The 21,947-nt window shown below is 23.2% G+C and carries 25 protein-coding genes; 10 read left to right on the top strand and 15 right to left on the bottom strand.

Features of this window, described 5'->3' with window-relative positions:
* Nucleotides 1-2 precede the first annotated feature (2 nt).
* The 3 genes from nifU to NBW53_RS04690 all read right to left on the bottom strand — a co-directional run bounded on the left by nifU (nt 3) and on the right by NBW53_RS04690 (nt 2,134).
* On the bottom strand, nt 3-440 hold the full coding sequence (gene nifU / locus NBW53_RS04700) for a Fe-S cluster assembly scaffold protein NifU (RefSeq protein WP_250278930.1): 438 nt from the start codon (nt 438-440) through the stop codon (nt 3-5).
* Between the two features lie 73 nt (nt 441-513).
* Nucleotides 514-1,698, bottom strand: a complete 1,185-nt coding sequence (gene nifS, locus NBW53_RS04695) for a cysteine desulfurase NifS (RefSeq protein WP_250278929.1) — start codon at nt 1,696-1,698, stop codon at nt 514-516.
* Between the two features lie 13 nt (nt 1,699-1,711).
* On the bottom strand, nt 1,712-2,134 hold the full coding sequence (locus tag NBW53_RS04690; protein ID WP_250278928.1) for an RrF2 family transcriptional regulator: 423 nt from the start codon (nt 2,132-2,134) through the stop codon (nt 1,712-1,714).
* A gap of 285 nt (nt 2,135-2,419) precedes the next feature.
* On the opposite strand from NBW53_RS04690, the gene NBW53_RS04685 reads away from it, so the two are divergent.
* Nucleotides 2,420-2,596, top strand: coding sequence for a hypothetical protein (locus NBW53_RS04685; RefSeq protein WP_250278927.1), 177 nt, complete (start codon nt 2,420-2,422; stop codon nt 2,594-2,596).
* A gap of 175 nt (nt 2,597-2,771) precedes the next feature.
* Here the strand turns inward: NBW53_RS04685 and thyX are convergent, their stop codons facing one another.
* The 9 genes from thyX to NBW53_RS04640 all read right to left on the bottom strand — a co-directional run bounded on the left by thyX (nt 2,772) and on the right by NBW53_RS04640 (nt 10,181).
* Nucleotides 2,772-3,401 carry an FAD-dependent thymidylate synthase gene (gene thyX, locus NBW53_RS04680; protein ID WP_250278926.1) on the bottom strand — a complete coding sequence of 210 codons (630 nt, stop codon included), beginning with the start codon at nt 3,399-3,401 and terminating at the stop codon, nt 2,772-2,774.
* Nucleotides 3,402-3,418: 17 nt separating this feature from the next.
* The gene (gene recR / locus NBW53_RS04675) at nt 3,419-4,018 is read right to left on the bottom strand and encodes a recombination mediator RecR (protein WP_250278925.1); all 600 of its coding nucleotides are present in this window, start codon (nt 4,016-4,018) and stop codon (nt 3,419-3,421) included.
* Between the two features lie 12 nt (nt 4,019-4,030).
* Nucleotides 4,031-4,384, bottom strand: coding sequence for a YbaB/EbfC family nucleoid-associated protein (locus NBW53_RS04670; RefSeq protein ID WP_408647052.1), 354 nt, complete (start codon nt 4,382-4,384; stop codon nt 4,031-4,033).
* A gap of 94 nt (nt 4,385-4,478) precedes the next feature.
* Nucleotides 4,479-6,071: a DNA polymerase III subunit gamma/tau gene (gene dnaX / locus NBW53_RS04665; RefSeq protein ID WP_250278923.1), complete on the bottom strand. Its 1,593-nt coding sequence runs from the start codon at nt 6,069-6,071 to the stop codon at nt 4,479-4,481.
* A gap of 12 nt (nt 6,072-6,083) precedes the next feature.
* On the bottom strand, nt 6,084-6,878 hold the full coding sequence (locus NBW53_RS04660) for a YlmH family RNA-binding protein (RefSeq protein WP_250278922.1): 795 nt from the start codon (nt 6,876-6,878) through the stop codon (nt 6,084-6,086).
* Nucleotides 6,879-6,972: 94 nt separating this feature from the next.
* The gene (locus NBW53_RS04655; protein ID WP_250278921.1) at nt 6,973-7,248 is read right to left on the bottom strand and encodes a YggT family protein; all 276 of its coding nucleotides are present in this window, start codon (nt 7,246-7,248) and stop codon (nt 6,973-6,975) included.
* A gap of 17 nt (nt 7,249-7,265) precedes the next feature.
* On the bottom strand, nt 7,266-7,751 hold the full coding sequence (locus tag NBW53_RS04650; RefSeq protein ID WP_250278920.1) for a cell division protein SepF: 486 nt from the start codon (nt 7,749-7,751) through the stop codon (nt 7,266-7,268).
* Nucleotides 7,752-7,770: 19 nt separating this feature from the next.
* Nucleotides 7,771-8,469 carry a YggS family pyridoxal phosphate-dependent enzyme gene (locus NBW53_RS04645; protein WP_250278919.1) on the bottom strand — a complete coding sequence of 233 codons (699 nt, stop codon included), beginning with the start codon at nt 8,467-8,469 and terminating at the stop codon, nt 7,771-7,773.
* Nucleotides 8,466-10,181 (bottom strand): HlyD family efflux transporter periplasmic adaptor subunit, encoded by a 1,716-nt coding sequence (locus NBW53_RS04640; protein ID WP_250278918.1) that lies wholly within the window; start codon nt 10,179-10,181, stop codon nt 8,466-8,468. The genes NBW53_RS04645 and NBW53_RS04640 overlap by 4 nt, the downstream gene beginning before the upstream one ends.
* 91 nt (nt 10,182-10,272) lie before the next feature.
* Between NBW53_RS04640 and ylbJ the strand changes: the two genes are divergently transcribed.
* The 9 genes from ylbJ (at nt 10,273) to NBW53_RS04595 (ending at nt 21,007) form a co-directional block, all read left to right on the top strand.
* Nucleotides 10,273-11,457: a sporulation integral membrane protein YlbJ gene (ylbJ, locus tag NBW53_RS04635; protein ID WP_250278917.1), complete on the top strand. Its 1,185-nt coding sequence runs from the start codon at nt 10,273-10,275 to the stop codon at nt 11,455-11,457.
* A 60-nt stretch (nt 11,458-11,517) separates the two neighbouring features.
* Entirely contained in the window at nt 11,518-12,477 is a 960-nt protein-coding gene (locus NBW53_RS04630; protein ID WP_250278916.1) for an RluA family pseudouridine synthase, read from the top strand.
* A gap of 10 nt (nt 12,478-12,487) precedes the next feature.
* Nucleotides 12,488-12,952, top strand: a complete 465-nt coding sequence (gene rnhA, locus NBW53_RS04625; protein WP_250278915.1) for a ribonuclease HI — start codon at nt 12,488-12,490, stop codon at nt 12,950-12,952.
* Between the two features lie 150 nt (nt 12,953-13,102).
* Complete coding sequence (locus NBW53_RS04620) at nt 13,103-14,746, top strand: recombinase family protein (protein ID WP_250278914.1); 1,644 nt, start codon at nt 13,103-13,105, stop codon at nt 14,744-14,746.
* Nucleotides 14,739-16,271 carry a recombinase family protein gene (locus NBW53_RS04615; protein ID WP_250278913.1) on the top strand — a complete coding sequence of 511 codons (1,533 nt, stop codon included), beginning with the start codon at nt 14,739-14,741 and terminating at the stop codon, nt 16,269-16,271. The genes NBW53_RS04620 and NBW53_RS04615 overlap by 8 nt, the downstream gene beginning before the upstream one ends.
* Nucleotides 16,268-17,752, top strand: coding sequence for a recombinase family protein (locus tag NBW53_RS04610; RefSeq protein WP_250278912.1), 1,485 nt, complete (start codon nt 16,268-16,270; stop codon nt 17,750-17,752). The genes NBW53_RS04615 and NBW53_RS04610 overlap by 4 nt, the downstream gene beginning before the upstream one ends.
* 94 nt (nt 17,753-17,846) lie before the next feature.
* Nucleotides 17,847-18,779: a diadenylate cyclase CdaA gene (gene cdaA, locus NBW53_RS04605; RefSeq protein WP_250278911.1), complete on the top strand. Its 933-nt coding sequence runs from the start codon at nt 17,847-17,849 to the stop codon at nt 18,777-18,779.
* Nucleotides 18,780-20,171, top strand: coding sequence for a CdaR family protein (locus tag NBW53_RS04600; RefSeq protein ID WP_250278910.1), 1,392 nt, complete (start codon nt 18,780-18,782; stop codon nt 20,169-20,171). It begins immediately after the preceding gene.
* 311 nt (nt 20,172-20,482) lie between these two features.
* Nucleotides 20,483-21,007 carry a hypothetical protein gene (locus NBW53_RS04595; RefSeq protein ID WP_250278909.1) on the top strand — a complete coding sequence of 175 codons (525 nt, stop codon included), beginning with the start codon at nt 20,483-20,485 and terminating at the stop codon, nt 21,005-21,007.
* A gap of 75 nt (nt 21,008-21,082) precedes the next feature.
* Here the strand turns inward: NBW53_RS04595 and NBW53_RS04590 are convergent, their stop codons facing one another.
* From NBW53_RS04590 to NBW53_RS04580, 3 genes are read right to left on the bottom strand one after another with little or no spacing between them, the layout of a single operon-like run.
* A complete protein-coding gene (locus NBW53_RS04590) occupies nt 21,083-21,253 on the bottom strand; it encodes a hypothetical protein (protein ID WP_250278908.1) in 171 nt (56 codons plus the stop codon).
* The gene (locus NBW53_RS04585) at nt 21,244-21,612 is read right to left on the bottom strand and encodes a sulfite exporter TauE/SafE family protein (protein ID WP_330651641.1); all 369 of its coding nucleotides are present in this window, start codon (nt 21,610-21,612) and stop codon (nt 21,244-21,246) included. Before NBW53_RS04585 ends, NBW53_RS04590 begins: the two co-directional genes overlap by 10 nt.
* The gene (locus NBW53_RS04580; protein ID WP_250279002.1) at nt 21,609-21,881 is read right to left on the bottom strand and encodes a TSUP family transporter; all 273 of its coding nucleotides are present in this window, start codon (nt 21,879-21,881) and stop codon (nt 21,609-21,611) included. The genes NBW53_RS04585 and NBW53_RS04580 overlap by 4 nt, the downstream gene beginning before the upstream one ends.
* Nucleotides 21,882-21,947 lie beyond the last annotated feature (66 nt).

Below are 21,947 nucleotides of genomic sequence, written 5' to 3'. Positions count from 1 at the left end.
TCCTATTCTTCATTTGCTATGTGATGATGATGGTCAGAGTCTCTAGGTGGCTCTAATCCTTCTATATTTAAATTATTTTTTTGTGCATAATCCCATAATGCCGCTTGTAATGCTTCTTCAGCAAGACAAGAACAATGTACTTTAACTGGTGGTAATCCATCTAAAGCTTCCATAACAGATCTATTTGTTATTTTAAGAGATTCTTCAATAGTTTTACCTATTATAAGTTCTGTTGCCATACTACTTGTAGCAACAGCAGCACCACATCCAAATGTTTTAAATTTAGCATCTTTAACGATATTATCTTCTATCTTTAAATACACTTTCATTATATCACCACATTTAGCATTACCTACTGTACCAACACCACTAGCATCTTCAATTTCTCCTACATTTCTAGGATTCATAAAATGATCCATAACTTTTTCACTATATTGCATAATCTTTATCTTCCTTTCAATCTATCTAGTATATATCTATAATAATTATTTATAAAATTGATATTATATTTTATTAATTATTTTTACTAGCTAAAAATTCTTCATATAAAGGTGACATTTCTCTCATTCTAGCAACTATAGGAGGTAACTTTTCTAACAAATAATCTACATCTTCTTCTGTGTTATATAAACCTAAAGACAATCTAAGGGAACCATGCGCTTTTTCGTGAGGTAAACCAATTGCTAAGAGTACATGTGATGGGTCTAAAGACCCTGATGTACAAGCACTACCACTAGATGCACAAATATCATTCATATCTAAAAGTAATAAAACAGATTCGCCTTCTATAAACTCAAATGATATATTACAATTTCCTGGCATTCTATTTTCTCTAGCACCATTTAGTCTAGAATATGGTATACTCTCTAATATTCCATCTATAAGCTTATTTCTTAATTTAGTAAGTCTTTCTATTTCTGTATCTAATTCTTTTATTGCAAGCTCAATAGCAGTTCCCATACCTATAACACTATTAATATTTTCAGTTCCTGCTCTTCTATTTCTTTCTTGAGCTCCACCATGAATTAACGGTGTAATTTTTATTCCTTTTCTTATATATAAAGCTCCTATACCTTTAGGTCCATAAAATTTATGTGCAGACATAGATAAAAGGTCTATATTCATTTCTTTCACATCAATCGGTATATGCCCTACTGCCTGTACTGCGTCTGTATGGAACAATATACCATTTTCTTTAGCTATTTTACCTATTTCTTTAATCGGATTTATTGTGCCTATTTCATTATTAGCAAACATTATAGATATAAGTATAGTATCTTCTCTTATAGCATCTTTTAATTGTTGTATACTTATATTGCCTTCATTATCTACTGGTAAATATGTTACTTCATATCCAATAGTTTCTAAATATTGACAAACATGTAATATTGCATGATGCTCTACATTAGTAGTTATAATGTGCTTTCCTTTTTGTTTATAACTTTCTGCAATTCCTTTTAAAGCCCAATTATTAGCCTCAGACCCCCCACCAGTAAAATATATTTCATTTTTATCTGCATTGATAGCTTTTGCTATTTTTTCTCTATTATCTTCTAAAATAGCTTTGTTTTCTCTAGCTATCTTATATATGCTAGAAGGATTACCATAGGCTTTTTCCAAATTTTCTATCATAACCTTTGCTACTTCTGGTCTTATTTTTGTTGTTCCAGCATTATCTAAATAAATTTCTTTTTTCATAAAAAACCGTCTCCTATTCATTTGTTATTAGGTCTTTAAGGCTTATAGAATGAGCTGTTTCTGATAATTTATTGCTTATCATTTCCCAAGCATCTCTTACAACACATTCATTACAATTTGCATTACCACATTTCTTTTTAGGTGGTTGATTTTCTAAACAATCTACAAGAGCAAGACTTCCTTCTAAGATTAGTAATAAGTCTCCAACAGAAATATCTTCTGGATTTTTATTTAAAATATATCCCCCTTGAGCACCTCTAATGCTCTGTACAATACCAGATTTTTTTAAAACAGCCATAAGTTGTTCTAGATAATTTTCTGGTATTCCTTGTCTTTGTGCTATACTTTTAAGTGATACACATTTTTCTCTATCGGCATTCATAGCTAAATCCACCATAGCCTTTATTCCATATCTACCACGTGTTGAAATTTTCATATTTTCCTCCTATAATATATAAAAATATAACTATTATTATCAATTTTTATAAATAAATCAAAAAATTTTAAGTTATAAAATTGTATAATACTTATATAATAAATATTATATAATTAAATTACCACTTTATTTTAATAATGTCAAGTATTTTAGTATATTTTATTTATTGTTACGTTTGTATAAAAGTACATTTATTATTATCTATATTTTATTTATAGTTCATAGTTCTAAAATAAATTTATATGAATATTATTTATTTAGTTAATATTTTAAGGAGTGGTTTATATGAATAATAACTTAAAAAACATCCCTATACAATTTTTAAAAAATTTTTCTTTTAATGATAATTATAACACAGAAGTATACATATCTTCAACTAAAATTAATAAAAAAACTGAAAATCTACCTAATGATAACATATGGATTTTACTTATAATATTAATTATATTCGATATTATATAAAATATAATTAATATTATAAATTACACTTTTAAAATACTCTATCTTATTAAAGATAGAGTATTTTATTTAAATATATCTTATAAAATAAATTTTTTATTATATTTTTAAAAATTTCATAATTTAAATTACTGTTATTTTTTATTTAAAACCTAATGCTCATAATAAATATAACATCTTATAAATCTTCAAAAATAGTAGGTAGTTTAACTTTAAATTCATCTAAAATCATATTAGATATTTCTCTTATTTGTGGATGAGCTGTTTTATCTGTTCTTAATTTAAAAAAGTGTCTCCAAGCTCTTAAATTCATAGTTACAACTATTTCTGTTTTTAATGAATTAGGTAATATAGCTCTTGCTTCTTCTGGTTTTGCTCCATTTTGTATAAGTTCGTTATATTTTTTTTCTATCATTTCCATTGTTTCTATCCAGATTTGTTTATTTTTCTTATCTTGTTCTTCATCTGATGAAAAAAAACAAGGTTCTATAAATGTAAGCTCATTACCAAATCTATCATTACAATAGTTGCAATATCTTGTACTTTCTTGAGAATAGCTAGCTATTCTATGTCTTACTATTTCATGACTAACCCCTCTGTCACATATTATCCTAACAGTTATTTTTTCATGCTCTATAACAGATTCGTGTCCAAGTTTTATAATGTTTTTTACAAACTTTTTAGCACTTTCACTATTAATTAAATTTTCACTTTTATAACAAGTTCTGCCTGCTCTTTCTATGGTTTTTAAAATTTTATCTTCATCTAAATCTTGTTCTATAAAAAATGTGGGCTTTATAATATTCATATTATACTCTCCTTTTCTTATATAGGTTGTCTACCTTGTAATGCTCTAGAAAGTGTTACCTCATCTATAAATTCTAAATCACCACCAACAGGTACACCGTGAGCTATTCTCGATACTTTAATACCAATAGGTTTTAATAATCTACTAATATACATTGCCGTTGCTTCTCCCTCTATATTAGGATTTGTAGCTAAAATAACTTCTTCTACTGTGTTATCTTGTAATCTTTTTAAAAGCTCTTTTATTTTTATATCTTGTGGTGTAATACCTGTCATAGGAGAAATTGCTCCATTTAAAATATGGTATAAACCTTTATATTCTTTTGTTTTTTCATATGCCGCCATATCTCTTGGGTCTTCTACAACCATTATTATTGTTTTATCTCTTTTTTCATTAGAACAAATATGACAAGGGTCTTTATCTGTAATATTACAACATATAGAACAATATTTTATACTTTGCTTTGCATCTAATATACTGTCTGTAAGTGCTTTTGCATTTTCCATAGGCATATTAATTATATAAAAGGCAAGTCTTTGTGCAGACTTACCTCCTATACCAGGCAATTTAGATAGCTCTTCTATAAGTTTTGTTACTTTATTGCCATAATAATTCAATATAAATCACCTCTAAAAAAGTCCTCCTGGAAGACCCATTCCACCAGTAAATTTGCTCATTTGACTAGATGCAGACTCTTCCACTTGTCTAATAGCTTCATTAACTGCTGTTAATATTAAGTCTTGGAGCATTTCAACATCATCTGGGTCTACTACATCTTTGTCTATATCTATACTTTTTATTTCTTTTTTACCAGTTATAACTATTTTTACTGCTCCGCCACCGCTAGTTATCTCAAACTCTTTTGTTTCTAGCTCTGCTTGCATTTCTTCCATTTGTTTTTGCATTTTTTGTGCTTGTTTCATAAGGTTATTCATATTCATTCCACCTGGGAAACCTCCACCAAATCCACCTCTAGCCATAATCTATTTCCTCCTAAAATATTATTTTATAATTAATTCTTTTTAATTTTAAACTATTTTTATATTTAAATCAATATTTTAATTTAATTTTTTATAATTAATCTACATTAATTATATCTTCTGGAAAAAGTTTTATCATATCTTCTATACTATTTGTATTATCTGTTTGATTATTGTCTTTAATCATAAGTTTTTTATATTCTTCTTCATATTTTTGTTTAGATATTATCTTTATTTCATATTGCTTATTAAATAATTCAAATAATGCTTCTTCTAATTGTTGTTTAATCTTTTCTAAACTTGGTACAAATGTACTATTAGAAACAATATATAAAAATTTGTCTTCTAAACTTTTAGGTGTAGAGTTTTCCAAATATACTTTTTCTGGTTGGCTAAATTTATTTATAAGCATACTATAATTATCTATTGCAATTTTTAAATCTTCAGATACTGCCAACTCTCTATGTTTTATTTTTTCAGCTTGTTTTTCTGTATCTATATCTACATTTTTTTCTATATATACTGTTTTAACATTATTTTCTTCCATCTTTTTTTCTAAAAAATTAATCTTTTGTTTTATATCTGTAATATCTTCTTCCGCTATAGCAGAGCATAACTTTATACAACTAGCTTCTAATATAATTCTTTCATCAAAAGAATACTTTAACATAGACTGTATATTAGAAAATTCATTTATAAGTTTTATTAAATATTGTGTATCTATTTTTTCAGCTTGTTTTTTTAATTTTTCAAGTTTTTCTTTAGAAATATCTATATTATTATTTTCAGTTGTTGATATAGAACAAATAATAAGGTTTCTTATATGACCTATAAAGTCTGTAATAAATTGTGAAATATCTCTACCATTTTGTACAATCTCATCTATTATGTTTATTACATCTAGTGAAGAAAAATTTATAATTGCATCTGTAAACCTGAAAAATACTTCATCATCAACAGCTCCAACGATTTCTAAAATTTTATCTAAAGTTAATTTTTCTCCATAATAAAATGATATACATTGGTCTAATATACTAAGAGCATCTCTCATAGCTCCATCTGATATTTTGGCTATATAATATAGAGCTCCATCATCTATATCTATATTATCGTTCTCCATATATTTTTTCATTGCTTTAGCCATATCATCATTAGATATTCGCTTAAAATCAAACCTTTGACATCTAGATAATATAGTAACAGGTATTTTATGAGGGTCTGTTGTAGCTAAAATAAATATTACATAGCTTGGGGGTTCTTCCAAAGTTTTTAAAAGTGCATTAAATGCGCCTATAGAAAGCATATGTACTTCATCTATTATATAAACCTTAAATCTTCCATCTGTTGGAGGATATTTTACTTCTTCTCTTATTTCTCTTATATCATCTACACTATTATTACTTGCTGCATCTATTTCTATTATATTTAAATTTCTATTTTCATTAAAAGCTTCACACATAGAACATTTATCACAAGGCGAATTATTTATAGGTTGTTTACAATTTAAAAGCTTTGCAAATATTTTTGCAGTAGATGTTTTACCTGTCCCTCTAGTGCCACAAAATAAATAAGAGTGGCTTATCCTATCTGTTTCTAATTGATTTTTTAATGTTTTAACTATATGGTCTTGACCTATTACTTGTTCAAAATTTTTAGGTCTAAGTCTTCTATATAATGCTGTATAGCTCATTTTTTCACCTCTTTAAATATATTTTGCTATATTTAAAATTATCCTATCTTTTTTTGTTTTTCCAATAATATTTAATACCTTTATTCTTCCTACACCTCTAAGAGTTATTATATCATCTTCTTTTACATTTTTAGCTCCATTTATATTTACAACAAAATTTACAAAGGCCTTTTCACCTTTTATATAATCCGATATTTTGCCTCTTGCTAAATTAAACGCACCTGATAAAACTGCATCTAACCTAAGAGAAGATACTATTATAGCCTTTTCTTCTAATTTAGGCTTTGGTATATTACATTCTTCTAAAGTTAATATTTTAGTTTTTACTTTAGTAGAAGAAACTTTTTCTAAATTTATATTTACGTATTCTAATATATCATTATATAAAAAACAAATAGCTTTATCATCATTTATTACTATATCTCCTACTTTACTTCTATCTATTCCAAGTCCTAAAATGGACCCTAAAAAATCTCTATGATTAAGTTCTTTACTATATTTTTTATTATATGTTATTTCTAATACTGATATAGGAAAATCATTATTATTGGGCTCTATATATTCTGGAAAAAAACCAATAATAACTCTTTCTGCATCACTAAATCCACCAAAAATCATTATATTTTCTTGTATGTAATATTTAGATAATAAAGTATTAAATTCTAAATATTTTAATATAGGCAAAAAATCTGTAAATGTATTTTCGTAATTTTTTTTACAAAAAATCAATTGGTCTATTATTTTAGAAAATAATATTTTATCATCTTTATTTGAAATATTGTTTAAAAAATCTTGTTTGTTAATCATAATAACATAGTCCTTTAAATAAAAATTAAACTTTATAAAATAATTAAAATTAACTCTAGTTGTATATAACTGCTATACCAACTAGAGCTAATATCTATCTTATAAGAATATTAAATAATATACTTTGTATAACTTGTAATAGTAATATCAATATTATTGGTGAAAAGTCTAACATCATACCATCTCCTAAAGGAGATTTTCTCAACATTTCTCTTATAGGATATAAAAGAGGTTCTGATAAAGCATAAACTAGTTTTACTATCGGATTATTTCTATCTAAAGGTATCCAAGATAATATAACTCTTATTAATATAATAAAATCTATAAATCTTATTAATAATTCAAAAGATTTGTAAATCAAAATATTCATTTATTATCGCCTTCCTTTTATCTCCACATAGAATTTGGTATTTTTATACCACTAGCTTGCAATTTATCTTTAAGCTCGCCAGACATTTCTACATTAACTGGAGCTATAATCATTATTTTGTCAGATATAAGCTGTATATTACCTTCTAATGCATAGCTAGCACCGCATAAAAAGTCGCTTATTCTTTGAGATACTTCATATTCTACCATTTCAAGATTTACAACCACTATATTTCTATCTTTTATTTGTAAAACAACCTCTGCTGCATCTTCTAATGTAGCTGGGTTAAACATACAAACACCCATCTGTACACTTGTATTTATATTCACTATGTTAGAGCTTGGTCTTCTTGATGAATATCTATTAAATGATGTTACGTTATTATTAGTAGCTCTTGCTTGTTCTCTTTCTATATCTTCTTCTTCAAACTCTTCCATATCATCATAATCATCATCATAGTCATCTCCAAAAAACATATTTTTCATTTTGTCCATTATGCTCATTTATTCTTCCTCCAAAAAATCAATAGTTTCTTTCTCCAAATATACCTGTACCTATACGAACCATATTAGCACCTTCTTCGATTGCAATATGATAATCATTAGTCATACCCATAGACAAATATTTCATATTTATATTATCTTTGTTTTTATCCTTTATGTCAACAAATAATTTTCTCATTTTTCTAAAATATTTTTTGTTTTCCTTTGAATTTTCAACAAAAGGTGCAACACACATTAACCCCTGTAATGTTATATTTTTAAAATCTTTAACTTTTTCTACAACACAAGACAATTCTTCTTCTAATAATCCATTTTTTGATGGTTCATTTGCAATATTTATCTCTAAAAGTATTGGCATATTTTTATTAATGTTAGATGCTCTTTTATTTATTTCATTTAAAAGTTTTATGCTATTAACAGAGTGTATAAGTTTTACTTTATCTATTATGTATTTAACTTTATTTGTTTGCAAATTACCTATAAAATGCCAAGATGCATCTTGTATATGTTCATATTTTTTTAATAATTCTTGAGCTTTATTTTCTCCAAAATCTTTTATACCCAAATTTTTTAATATTTTAATTCGTTCTATATCGATAGATTTTGTAACACCAATTATTTCAATTTCATCAATTTTTCTGTTAGACTTTATGCAGGATTTTTCTATATTATTAGTTATAATTTCTATATTTTTACGTATTATATCTAAATCTGTCATTTTGTAACTATTTCCTCCCCTTTTACAACAGATAAATCTGGTGCATATCTATCATAAAGTTTTATATTTGTATTTTTATTTGTATCTAATATTATAAATTGGTCATTTTGAACAGAGTTTTCAGTATTTATATTTTTAAAATTATATATTCCAGAATTTACAATATAAATCCCTTTTTTAGTAAATATTTGGTTTAATTGTAGCTCTTTTTTTGTTTCTGGCTGTATAATAAAGTCACCTATTTCTAAAATACCAGGTGATATAGAGACATATGTATATTCTCCATTTTCTTCTTGTCCAGATAATTTTACTGGAACAGTTACTATTTCTCCAGTAGACATTTTTTTATTTACATTACCATCAACTATATATGACGTAGGTACTTTTAACAACTCTTCTTCAGCTATTGCGTTTATATTTATTTTAAATCCTTCTTTTGGTTTACTAAGCTCAAAGGTAATATTTCTTTTGTTAATAAAATCTATCATATTTTTATTAGATTTCATAAGAACATAGCTTTCTTTTTCACCTATATCCATTTTATCTATAATAACCTCTAAAGGTTTTAATTTTCCATTATCATTAATATATATATCTCTTGTTTCGCCTTGTTCCCAACTAGAAATATTTTGAGTTTTTATATAACTTGCTATATAAAAATTATTATCTTTTACTATCTTAAAAACTGGCTCTCCTTCTAAAACATTAACCTTATACTCTTGTTCATTTTCTGGTTTCATAAGAGTTTGCTCTTTTGTAAGAGTATCTTTGTTTTCAAATGTAAATGTTGTTTCAAGCCCATCTGTAGAATATGATAATATTCCAGAATCATTGCTTAATAAATTTTCAATATTTTGGTTTATTTTTTGTTCTTTATCTGCTTTTTGGTTAGATAAATCTTGAATACTTCCTGTATTTTCTGATAATAACATTTGATTTCTTATAGTAAGTTTTTTACTAACATAATCTTTTAATTCATATATCTTTGAAATATTATATGTAGAAAGTTCGTTTATAGCTATGTCTAAAGTTTTTTGTATTTGATTATCTATCCTTTTTACATCTTCATGAAATATAGATAAATCATCTCTTTTTTCTTGAAGCTGTAATATTTTTTGATTTATAGCCTCTACGTCTTCTTCTGTATTTTTTATAGCTTCTTGATTTTTTACACTAGCAATGTTTTCACCTTTTTTTACTCTTTCATTTTCACTTTTATTAAATGTTATTATCCCATTTTTAGAAGCCTTATATACTATTTCATCTCTAATTATAACACCTTTTATTGAGCTTGCATTATCTATAGTACCATATTGTATTGTTTCATAGTCAATTGGTTTTTTATTCATACTTTTAAATATAGACACACCAAAATATGATATAATAACTATAAACATTATAAAAGTAAATAATCTTGATATAATAGATATATTTCTATTTTTTACTTTCTTTTTTGCTCTGTATATTTTTTTATTTTTTATCGGTTCTCTACTAGAAGAATAATATCCAGTGTTACGATTATTATATTTACTATTACTATATCTGCTATTATTTGTTTGATACTTATTTGTATTAGCATGAGAATAAGCTCTATTATAAGTCGGATATGGATAGTTTTTATTTTGATTTGTTATTTGTTTTTTACGTATATCACTTATATTTTGTCTTTTATTTATATTTGATTTTTTTACATTTTGTTGTTTTCTATCCATATGTCACCTCCTTATAAATTTATAATAGCTTGTAATATATCTTAAATATTGTTTATATAATATATATAAATAAAAGTAAAGTAGTGATGAAATGAAGTATATTAAAAATTTAAGCTATTATATTATACCACTATTGGTTGCATTTTTCAATATATTAATTATAATTGTTCCTAATGTAGTTATATCTTCTGCTCAATCTGGCCTTATGTTGTGGTTTAATAAAATTTTACCATCTATATTGCCATTTTTAATAGGTACAAATCTATTAATTCATTTAGGATTTATAGATTTTTTAGGAACACTTTTAAATCCTTTTATGAGAAAAATGTTTAACTTACCTGGATGTGGGGCTTTTGCTTTAGTATTAGGTATGCTATCTGGTTATCCTATTGGAGCAAAAATAACATCTATCTTAAGAGAGAATAATAAAATATCTCAAATAGAAGCTCAACGTTTAGTTAGCTTTACTAATAATTCTGGTCCTCTTTTTATTATTGGTACTATCGGTATAGGTATGTTTCAAAATATGTATGTAGGTTATTTAATATTGGCTATACACTATATATCGGCTATAACCGTTGGTATTTTATTTAGGTTTTACAAAAACTCTGGTACTATAATTATAAATAATAATATTTCTTTTAAAGAAGCCTTATTAAAATTAAAACTTGCTAGAATAAAAAATAATAAAACTATTGGAGAGATATTAGGAGATAGTGTTAAAAGTAGTTTAGAAACTATATCTATTGTTGGTGGTTTTGTTATTTTATTTTCTGTTATATCTGAACTTTTTAAAGTATCTGGTATATTTGATAAAATTGGAAAATTATTTTTTAGTGAAAATTTACAGCCCTTTAGCAATGGTCTATTTATGGGGATTATAGAAATAACAAACGGAATAAATATTTTATCATCTGTTGGTGGTATTTATGCTATAATTATTACCTGCGGATTAGTATCTTTTTCTGGTTTATCCATACTAGCTCAAACCTCAAGTATGATATATAAATCGGATATTAAAATAAGCTTATACATATTTTCTAAAATATTACATAGTATTTTTGCAATTATATATGCTATAATTTGTATACCTATTTTTAATTATTTAATAGATAATAATACTTCTTTAGTTTTTAATAGTTTTAATGATGAAAGCTTTAAACATTCTATACTATACTTTATATTTGGTATTTTAATACTAATATTATTAGCTATATTTTGTAATCACAATTTTAAGAAAAAAAAACTATCAAAAAAACGTAAATATAAGTTTTGACAAAAAGTATAATTATACTATATAATTGTACTAAATTATTAGTATAATTGTAGGTGAAATATGGTAGAAATAAAAATAAATAAATCTAATGAAAATCAAAGATTAGATAAATACCTTTTAAAATTTTTTAATAAAGCACCTAAGTCATTTATTTATAAAATGCTTAGAAAAAAATATATTAAATTAAATAATAAAAAAGCAAGCGGAAATGAAATAATTTTTAATAATGATATTATAAGTATTTATCTGTCTGACGAAACTATAAGTAATTTTAAAGAAGATAAAAATATACAAAAAACTAATCAAGACTTTAAAATATTATTTGAAGATGAAAATATTATTTTATGTTATAAGCCTATAAATTTAGTCTCTCAACCAGATGTACATAATAAAAATAATTCTTTAAATGACCAACTTATTTTTTATATGTATAAAAATGGTGAGTATACTAAATCTTCAGATTTTACACCTTCTATATGTAATAGGTTAGATAAAAATACAAGCGGAATAATAGCTTTTGGTAAAAATTTTAAATCTTTACAAGCTTTAAATACTTTATTTAAAGAAAATTTAATAGAAAAATATTATTTAACCGCCGTATATGGAAATGTAACTAAACCTGGTATTATCGAGCTTTATCATAAAAAAGAAGGTAATAAAGCTATTTTGTCTAAAGAATATATACCAAATAGTAAAAAAATAATAACAAAATATGAACCTATAACTGTTAAAGATGGTAAAACTTTATTAAATATACAGCTTATAACCGGAAAAACTCATCAGATTAGAGCCTCATTAGAATATACAGGTTACCCTATAATAGGAGATAAAAAGTATAACAACAATAAAAATAATACAGATTTTGATTTAAAATATCAATTTCTACATTGTTATAAAATATATTTTAAAAATCATACCGGTTATTTAGATTATTTATCTGAAAAAACTTTTATTTGTGGTTATATGGATAAATCATTTCAAAACATTTTAAATTATTTTAACTATAAAATACAAAACTAAGGAGAATTTTATGAAAAATGTAGAAATATATACAGACGGTGCTTGCTCTGGTAACCCTGGACCTGGTGGCTATGGAATTATTTTGTTATATAAAGAACAACGTAAAGAATTTTCTAAAGGCTATAAACTAACTACAAATAATAGAATGGAAACAATGGCTGTAATTAAAGCTTTAAAATTATTAAAAGAACCTTGCAATATAACTTTATATACAGATTCATCATATGTAGTAAATTCTATAAATAAAGGTTGGGTTTATAACTGGAAAAATAATAACTGGAAAAATTCAAGTAAAAAAGATACACCAAATGTAGACCTTTGGGAAGAACTCCTTCTCCTATTAGAAATACACAAAGTAAATTTTGTATGGGTTAAAGGCCACGCAGATAATGAAGGTAATAATCGTTGTGATTTTCTTGCTAGGCAAGCTATGAAAAGTGAAAATTTATCAGAAGATGTAAATTATCGTCCTTAAAATTATAATATTTATAACCTATAGATAGAGTTAAGTTTAACTCTATCTTTTTATATTTAATAAAAATAATATTAGGAATTTTTTTAAGACAAGTATAATAAATATATTAAATAAGTTTAAAAATTTAAATATTTTAGGAGTCTTTTATAAATGAATAAATATAAAGTTGCTATGTATTTAAGAATTTCAAAAGAAGATAATAAAAATTTTGAAAGTGAAAGTATAATAAATCAAAAAAATATGATAAAAGCTTTTATCAATGAAAAAGATGATTTAGAATTAGTCTCTATTAAAATTGATGATGGTTATTCTGGTTCAAATTTTAACCGTCCTGCTTTTCAATCTATGTTAGACGAAGTTAAAAACGGTGTAATAAATTGTATTATTGTAAAAGATTTTTCAAGGCTTGGACGTAATTTTATAGACTGTGTAAAATATATAGAAAAAATATTTCCTATGTTAAATGTAAGATTTATATCTATAAATGATAATTATGATAGCTTAGAAGAAAATCAAGAAAATAGCTTAATAATTCCATTTAAAAATTTAATAAATGATGCTTATATTAAAGATATAGCTATGAAAATTAAAAGTCAAAAAATTATGAAAATGAAAAATGGAGAATTTATTGGAGCTTTTACTACCTATGGATATTTAAAAGATTTAGAACATAAAGGTAAGTTAATTGTAGATGAATTTGCTTCAGAGGTTGTAAAGGAAATATTTAGACTTAAAATAAAAGGATATAGTGCTCAAAAAATAGCTGATAAATTAAATGAAAATGGTATTTTATCTCCTATGGATTATAAGAAGTATATAGGCATTAATTTTTCTACATCTTTTAAAAAAAATGATAAATCAAAATGGAGCACTATAAGTATTATTCGTATTTTAAAAAATAATATTTACACTGGAGATTTAGAACAAGGAAAAACTACTACAATAAATCATAAAATAAATTTAAAATTAACTAAAGATAAAAAAGATTGGTATGTTATAGAAAATAATCATACCCCTATTATTAGTAAAGAGGATTTTAATCTAGTTCAAAGGTTGCTAAATAAAAACACTAGAGTTAGCCCAAAAAAAGACTTAATTTATAGTTTTTCTGGTCTAGTATTTTGTAAAGACTGTGGAAGAAGTATGATAAGAAAAAACTGTGGAACAAAAATAAACCCTAATTATAATCTTATTTGCTCTGGATATAAAAATGGAAATAAATGTACAAGTCATATTATAAAATACAATATATTAGAACAATTTATTTTAATTTATATTAAAAACTATATAAAAGATACTGTAAATATTGAAAATATACTAGAAAACATCTATAAAACTCCTCTTAAAAATAGTAAAATAAAATCTCTTAATGAAACAAAACAAATAAAAGAAAATGAATTAGAGATATATAAAAAATATAAATTTAGAATATACCAAGATTATCAAGAAAATTTACTTACTAAAAGTGAATTTTTAGATTACAGTAAAAAATATGATTTGTACATAAAAGAAACAATAAACACAATAAAAAAATTAAATGAAGAAATTAATAATATTTGTAATAATAATTTCAATAATAATGACTTTATAGAAAATTTTAAAAAGCATAAAAATATAACTACTTTAGACAGAGCTTTTATAGTTAATATTATACATAAAATAGAAATTCTTAATAATAAAACTATAAATATATATTTTAAATTTCAAGAAAAATTTATAGAAAAATTAAATGAAAATTTTATAGACTATAAAGACGAAGTAAAGTTTATTTTAAGGAGCACTATTAATGAGTAGAAAAAATAAAATAAATAGAAATATTTATAAAGTAGCATTTTATATTAGAATATCTGTTGAAGATGAATTTAATAATTCGATAGAAAATCAAGAAATATTACTTCAAAATTATATAAAAAATAAAGAAAATTTTAAATTAATTGATACATATATAGACAATGGCTTAACCGGAACAAACTTTGAAAGAAAAAGATTTGAAGATTTAATTTGTGATATTAATAAAAATAAAATAAATTGTATAATAGTAAAAGATTTATCCCGCTTTGGAAGAAATTATATAGAAACTGGTAAATATTTAGAAGAAGTATTTCCTAAAAAAAATATAAGATTTATATCTATAAATGACAATTATGATAGTATTAATAATGATTGTTTTGATATTTTGAATCTGCATATTAAAAATATAGTTAATGATATGTATTCAAAAGATATATCTAAAAAAATATGTTCTAGCCTTAAAGCTAAACAACTAAATGGTGATTTTATAGGAAGTATCGCTCCTTTTGGATATAAAAAAAGCAAAAAAAACAAATATCAGCTTGAAATAGATAAAAATGTTTGTAATACTATAAAAATTATATTTGATTTAAGAATTAAAGGAAATAGTTATTTATCTATTGCTAGAAAATTAAACGAACAAAAAATTTCTTGCCCTAATAAATATAAGTTTGAAAATGGTATTCTATTTGATGAAAAATATAAAAGTTGTATATGGACTGAAAGTACTATAAAAAAAATACTTAAAAATCAAGTATATATAGGCCACACTATTCAAGGCACAAAAAGAAAAGAATTGTTTAATAATAAAAATATAAAATATGTTTCAAAAGACAATTTAATAATAATATATAATACCCATGCCCCTATTATAGGTAAAGAAACTTTTTCTAAAGTTCAAAATATTAATACTAATAACCGTAAAAAATATAAAAATTCTATAAATAATATTTATAAAAAATCAATTAATACCTATCGCAACGTATTAAAATGTGGAGAATGTGGAGCTAATCTATATTTGATAAATAAAAGTAAATCTTATTATAAATGTACCAAAAACAAAATAGATAATAATATTTGTAATTTTAAAAAAATATATAAAAATGATATTGATGAGATTATCTTTACATATTTTAAAACTGAAATAAATTATTTAAATATTAAATTTAATAATCAATGTGAAAAGTTAAAAACTTATAATAAAACCTTAAATTATTTTAAGCTACAATTAAAAAATTTTAGTAAATATTATGAAAAAATTTATACACAATTTTTAGAAGGTATTTTATCTAAAAATGATTATATACATATTAAAAAAAAATACCAAGAAAAAGAAAAACATTTATTAATAAAATATAACTTAATAAAAAATGAATATGAAAAGTTAAATAACTCATATATAGATAATTTTAATTTACAAGACAAGTCAATCTTAACAGAATATTTAATAAATAATTTTATTAAAAAAATTTTAGTTTATAATAATAATCGTTTTGAAATATTTTTTAATTTTAAAGGTGATTTATGAAAATAGGTGTTTATACAAGATTATCAAAAGAGGATAAAAATAAAAATGAAAGTGAAAGTATAATAAATCAAAAAAATTTAATAGAAAATTTTATAAAAAACAATAATGAATTAAAAAATTGTGAATATTTTTTTTATACTGATGATGGATATGTTGGTAGTAATTTTGAAAGACCTGAGTTTAAAAAATTAATTGAAGATATTAAAAAAAATAAAATAAACTGTATAATAGTAAAAGATTTATCTCGCTTGGGACGAGATTATATAAAAGTAAACGAATATTTAGATAAAATATTTCCTTTTTTCAATATAAGATTTATTTCCATTAATGATAATTATGACAGCAAAAATAATAAAAATACAACTAATGATTTAGACATTTGTTTTAAAAATATTATACATTCTTATTATGTTAAAGACTTATCTAAAAAAGTTAAATCTGGAATGATTTCAAAAGTAAAACAAGGCAATTATATATGGACTTATGCTCCTTTTGGATATAAAAAAAATAATGAAACTAAAACCCTTGAAATAGATAATGAAACTGCTCCTATTGTAAAAATAATATTTGAATTATTATCAAAAGGTTATAAATATAATGAGATTTGTAAATTTTTAAATAATAATAATATTCCTACAAGAAAGTATTTTAAAATAAAAAATAATGAAATAAATAATATAAACCAAACAGAAAATAAAATGTGGAAAGTGCAGGATTTAAAAAATATTAAAACAAATGAAGTATATATTGGTAATAGTATAAGTTTTAAAAGAAAACGAATAAAATGTGGAAATAATAAAACAACAAAGTCTAACAAAAATGAAATAATACGAATAGAAAATACTCACCCTCCAATAATATCAAAAGAAGTTTTTGAAAAAGTTAATTCATATAAAAGAAAATCTACAAATAATATCGTTAAAAATATTTTTGCATATAAATTAAAATGTGGTCATTGTGGATATAGTTTACGATATTATAAAGTATTAAAAAATGGAAATGTTGTAGATAGAAAATACTATTGTTATAGCAAAAATGAAAATCAAAATTCAATTTGTTATAAAGGAGAAATATGTGAAACAAATATAAAAGAAATAATATTAGAAAGTATAAATACACTAATTTTAGCATATTTTAAAAAAAATAATCTCTATAATAAAAATATAAATTTAGACCAAAATTTAGATTTTTATTATAAGCAACTAGAAAAGTATAATAAATTAAAAATGTCCTATTATGAAAAATATTTAGAAGGAGAAATTGAAAAAAATAATTACATAAATATTAAACTAGACATTGAAGACAAAATAAATAATCTTAAAATTAGTTCAAACATATCAACTGCTAAAAATGATAAAGTATTAAACAAATCTTTATTTCTCGAACAATTGGATAAAAAAATAGTAGATGTTTTTATAAACAATATTTATATATATAATGAAAATAATATAAAAATAAATTGGAAATTTAAATTAAAATAATAAAAATGTATAAATAATCATTTAAATTTTTTAATTTATAAGTAATAATACCAGTTTTTACTCTATATAAAATTTATAAATTTTTAACAATTTTATGTTGGTTGTTTTTCAAAACTATGCTATAATAGTTTTAGATTATTTTTGTAGAGTAGGTGTAAAGATGAATTTATCATTAAATGGTAAAATATTAAGTGTAGGTATGTTTTTTGATAATTTAAATTTGTCAAAACTTAGCATACCTAGCATACGTATATCTGATATTATTGATATATTAATAGTAGCTATTTTTATATATATAATAATGAACTGGATTAGAGAAACTAGAGCTTGGTCTTTATTTAAAGGAATGATAGTTATACTTGTATTAAGTATTTTATCTTTTAGGCTTAACTTTTATACTACATATTGGATTATACAAGAAACATTTTCTGTAGGTGTAATGGCTATTTTAATATTATTTCAACCAGAATTTAGAAAAGGTCTTGAGCAAATAGGTAAAGGTAGCATAACTAAAAATATATTTAACAATAATATAAACGATAAAATTATACCTCAAAATATTTTAGATGAAATATTAACTGCTTGTTTTGTTATGGGAAAGTCTAAAACTGGTGCTATTATTGTTGTGGAGCAAAAAGTTGCCTTAGGTGATTTTGAAGAAAGTGGTATACCTATAGATGCAATAGTTACAAATCAGTTACTTATAAATATATTTGAAGATAAAACACCTCTTCATGATGGAGCTGTTTTAATAAGAAATAACCGAATAAAAAGAGCTACTTGTATCTTACCTTTAACTCAATCTGAAATAGGATTAGATTTAGGCACTAGGCATAGAGCAAGTGTTGGTGCTAGTGAAGTTAGTGATGCTTATATTTTTGTTGTTTCTGAAGAAACAGGAGCAGTATCTATAGCTCATAATGGAAAACTACACAGAAATCTTACAAGACAACAAATTGAAGAAATGTTTAGCCAACAAGAAAAACAAAATAACAAAAAGATAAACATTTGGAAAGGAAGAGCATAAATGTATAAAAAAATAAAATATTTTTTTACAAATAATCTTTATTGGAAAGCCCTATCCGTTTTACTTGCAATTGGTTTATGGTTTGTTGTTATGAATATAAATAATCCTACAGAAATAAAATCTTTTACCTTAAATATAAGCCTTTTAAATGAAGAAAAACTTGCTGAAAATGATATTTCTATTTTAAATATAGATGAAATTAAAAGTCAAAAAGCTGAAATAAAAATAAAAGGTACAAGAACTACTTTAGATGAACTTAGTAAAAAAGTTAATAGAGATAATATAAAACTAGCTTTAGACTTAGACCAAGTTTTAGGATATAACATTGGAGATGAACCTTTAGAAGTTGTAGCTAACCTAAAACCAACTATGCCCAATATCCCCTATCCTAACAATAACTTTGAAATAGTAAGTTTTTACCCTAATACTTGTAATGTATATTTAGATAAAATTGTAACTATCCCTAAAAAAATACACCCTAAAACAGTTGGAGAAACTAGATCTGGATATATAGCCTATGAGCCTGAAATTTCATCTGAATATATACAAGTTACTGGACCTAAATCTATAATTGATAAAATACAAGTTATATATGCTGAAATTGATATAACAGACCAAACCTCAACTATAACTAAAAATGTAATTCCTGTTGCATATGATAAAAACGGCAATAAAATAACTGATATAAAATTTAATATAGAAGAAGTATCTATTAAAGTCCCTATCATATTACAAGGAGTAATTAATATAATTGAACCAAATTTAATTGGTCAACTACCTGATGGATTTATTATAGACAGTATTTCATACAAACCTAAAGTAGTAGAGGTTGTAGGTGATACAAATAATTTAAAAAAATTAACAAAATTAAACTTGCCAGATATAGATATAAGTGGATTAACTGAATCTACTGAGTACACATATGATATATTACCAATATTAAATCAATATAATTTAAAATTAAAAAATCATAACAATAGTCAAATAAAAATTTATATAAATATAAAAAAAGCTACAACAAAGCAGTTAACTATACCTACAAGCAATATTAGTATATTAGGATATAATGATAGTTTCTTTATAGACATGCCTGAAGAATTTTCTATAAATATTGTTGGTGAAGATAATTTTATAAATAATATTGACGTATCTAAAATAAAATTTAGCATAGATGTTACAGACCTTAAAGAAGGTAGCTATAATATAAAAATTAATACTGAATTACCTGAAGGTGTTGAAATTGTATCTCAACCTTATATGGATATAAAAATATCTAATAAAGCTAAAGAAGATATAAGTGAACCAATTTCTAATAAAGATGATAATGAAACCATTGAAAATACTACTTTAAAAGAAAAAGAAGTGATTGAAAGTACTACTATTACGGAATAAGATATTAATAAATTAAATTCCAGATAAAATATTTTTATGCTTTTCATAAAAATAAAGTATACCCTTTGATTCAACTTGTATAAAAGCCTTATTTTTAGAGAATTTACCCTTGTATATATAAATCAAATTTTTTCATATAGTTTAATTTTATCTTATTAAAAGGTTATAGACAAAATCTATAACCTTTTAATAATTTAACTAATTATTAATTGTATATTCATATTATGTTCATATTTATGGTATATTATAGCATATATAATATATGTGTTTCGATAATTATAATTTTATATATAACTTAAGGAGTTGTTAATATGGACATAATTTTAAATAGTATAATGTTATTTTCTTTAATATCTACCCCTATAGATAAATTTGATCTAAAATCATATAGATTATATACAAATAATAAAAAAATTTATAAAAAAGAAAACCAAAAAATTGAATCTGAAGATATAAATAATATTATAACTGAAATAGATAGTAATTTTAATATTATATCAAATTTATTAACTGAAAAAAAACAAATATCTAACGATATAAGTCTTAAATTTAATAATAAAATAAAAAACAAGGAAAAATTGTCTGAAGAACAGATGAATTATTTTAAAGAATATAATGATATAATATCTGAAGAGGAAAAAAATATATCTACATATACTTCTAAAATAAATAATAAAAAAGAAATGATAAGCTTAAAAAATGAACTTATATCAACTGAAAATAATTTTAATATAATATATAAAAAACTTACTAATATATTAAATAATCAAATAAAAGCTATAGCTAGTCTATATAAAATTATTTTTCATTTAAGACTATCGCTATCTCTTATATAAAAATTTATAAAAAATAAAAAATGTACATAATTAATAAAAATATGTACATTTTTTATTTTTTATATAAAATTTTATTTATGCTAATGCTCTTTCTAATTTGTCTATCTCATTATACGGAAATTCTTTTAATAGCTCTTTATATTGATGTTGTGTTAATCCTTCTGTTGAAATATACATTTCTATTTTTTTATCTGTATCTGCATTAATAAAATCTTCCTTAAATCTTTTAAATTCCATTAATTCCATTTTTTTGCCTCTTTTCCTTTTAATACTTCACTTATTCCCATAAACAATAAAAACCAACCAAAAATTTTTTTAAGTATTTCTCCTTTTAAGTTTATTGCAACAATAGAACCTATTATAGCACCTATTAATCCAAATAATATTATCTTTAAAAGGCCTTCTTTTTCAATAGTTTTATTTTTATTATGAACAAAAATAGCTATAACAGCTGTAGGTATAAAATATAATAAATTAATATTTTGTGCTATTTTTTGTTCATATCCAAAAAGTAATGTAAGTGCTGGTATTAAAATAGACCCACCACCTATGCCCATACCACTTAAAATTCCAGACATTAAACCAATTAAAAATAACCAAATCATAAAATAAGTCTCCAAGCTCCAATTAGCATAAATAGTCCAAATATTTTATGAAGCCAATTAGACGGTATCTTTTTTAAATATTTAGCACCTAAAAGACCACCTAGTAACCCACCTAGAGATATAATTACTACTGATTTAATATCTATATTTACCCCTTTACAATATATAAAGATACTAACTATTGATAAAGGTAAAACAATAGCTATTGCTGTAGAGTGTGCTTTGTGTTCTTCCATTTTTAAAAATTTTTCAAGACTTGGTACTAAAATAGTACCTCCTCCAGAACCAAAAAGTCCGTTTAAAAATCCTGCTACTAAACCTATTATAGAAACAAA

Origin of the sequence: [Clostridium] colinum (assembly GCF_940677205.1) — a bacterium.
In the GTDB taxonomy this organism is placed as follows: domain Bacteria; phylum Bacillota; class Clostridia; order Lachnospirales; family CAG-274; genus Tyzzerella; species Tyzzerella colina.
This window is presented reverse-complemented; position numbering and strand designations above follow the sequence as displayed.

Excerpts from the sequence above, each read along its gene's own strand:
- NBW53_RS04630 (WP_250278916.1), top strand. The coding sequence starts at position 11,518 with ATGGTAGAAATAAAAATAAATAAATCTAATGAAAATCAAAGATTAGAT.
- NBW53_RS04640 (WP_250278918.1), bottom strand. The coding sequence starts at position 10,181 with ATGGATAGAAAACAACAAAATGTAAAAAAATCAAATATAAATAAAAGA.
- rnhA (WP_250278915.1), top strand. The coding sequence starts at position 12,488 with ATGAAAAATGTAGAAATATATACAGACGGTGCTTGCTCTGGTAACCCT.
- thyX (WP_250278926.1), bottom strand. The coding sequence starts at position 3,401 with ATGAATATTATAAAGCCCACATTTTTTATAGAACAAGATTTAGATGAA.
- NBW53_RS04645 (WP_250278919.1), bottom strand. The coding sequence starts at position 8,469 with ATGACAGATTTAGATATAATACGTAAAAATATAGAAATTATAACTAAT.
- nifS (WP_250278929.1), bottom strand. The coding sequence starts at position 1,698 with ATGAAAAAAGAAATTTATTTAGATAATGCTGGAACAACAAAAATAAGA.
- NBW53_RS04655 (WP_250278921.1), bottom strand. The coding sequence starts at position 7,248 with ATGAATATTTTGATTTACAAATCTTTTGAATTATTAATAAGATTTATA.
- NBW53_RS04610 (WP_250278912.1), top strand. The coding sequence starts at position 16,268 with ATGAAAATAGGTGTTTATACAAGATTATCAAAAGAGGATAAAAATAAA.
- nifU (WP_250278930.1), bottom strand. The coding sequence starts at position 440 with ATGCAATATAGTGAAAAAGTTATGGATCATTTTATGAATCCTAGAAAT.
- ylbJ (WP_250278917.1), top strand. The coding sequence starts at position 10,273 with ATGAAGTATATTAAAAATTTAAGCTATTATATTATACCACTATTGGTT.
- NBW53_RS04585 (WP_330651641.1), bottom strand. The coding sequence starts at position 21,612 with ATGATTTGGTTATTTTTAATTGGTTTAATGTCTGGAATTTTAAGTGGT.
- NBW53_RS04650 (WP_250278920.1), bottom strand. The coding sequence starts at position 7,751 with ATGAGCATAATGGACAAAATGAAAAATATGTTTTTTGGAGATGACTAT.
- NBW53_RS04685 (WP_250278927.1), top strand. The coding sequence starts at position 2,420 with ATGAATAATAACTTAAAAAACATCCCTATACAATTTTTAAAAAATTTT.
- NBW53_RS04595 (WP_250278909.1), top strand. The coding sequence starts at position 20,483 with ATGGACATAATTTTAAATAGTATAATGTTATTTTCTTTAATATCTACC.
- NBW53_RS04620 (WP_250278914.1), top strand. The coding sequence starts at position 13,103 with ATGAATAAATATAAAGTTGCTATGTATTTAAGAATTTCAAAAGAAGAT.
- dnaX (WP_250278923.1), bottom strand. The coding sequence starts at position 6,071 with ATGAGCTATACAGCATTATATAGAAGACTTAGACCTAAAAATTTTGAA.
- NBW53_RS04660 (WP_250278922.1), bottom strand. The coding sequence starts at position 6,878 with ATGATTAACAAACAAGATTTTTTAAACAATATTTCAAATAAAGATGAT.
- NBW53_RS04690 (WP_250278928.1), bottom strand. The coding sequence starts at position 2,134 with ATGAAAATTTCAACACGTGGTAGATATGGAATAAAGGCTATGGTGGAT.
- cdaA (WP_250278911.1), top strand. The coding sequence starts at position 17,847 with ATGTTGGTTGTTTTTCAAAACTATGCTATAATAGTTTTAGATTATTTT.
- NBW53_RS04590 (WP_250278908.1), bottom strand. The coding sequence starts at position 21,253 with ATGGAATTAATGGAATTTAAAAGATTTAAGGAAGATTTTATTAATGCA.
- NBW53_RS04615 (WP_250278913.1), top strand. The coding sequence starts at position 14,739 with ATGAGTAGAAAAAATAAAATAAATAGAAATATTTATAAAGTAGCATTT.
- NBW53_RS04600 (WP_250278910.1), top strand. The coding sequence starts at position 18,780 with ATGTATAAAAAAATAAAATATTTTTTTACAAATAATCTTTATTGGAAA.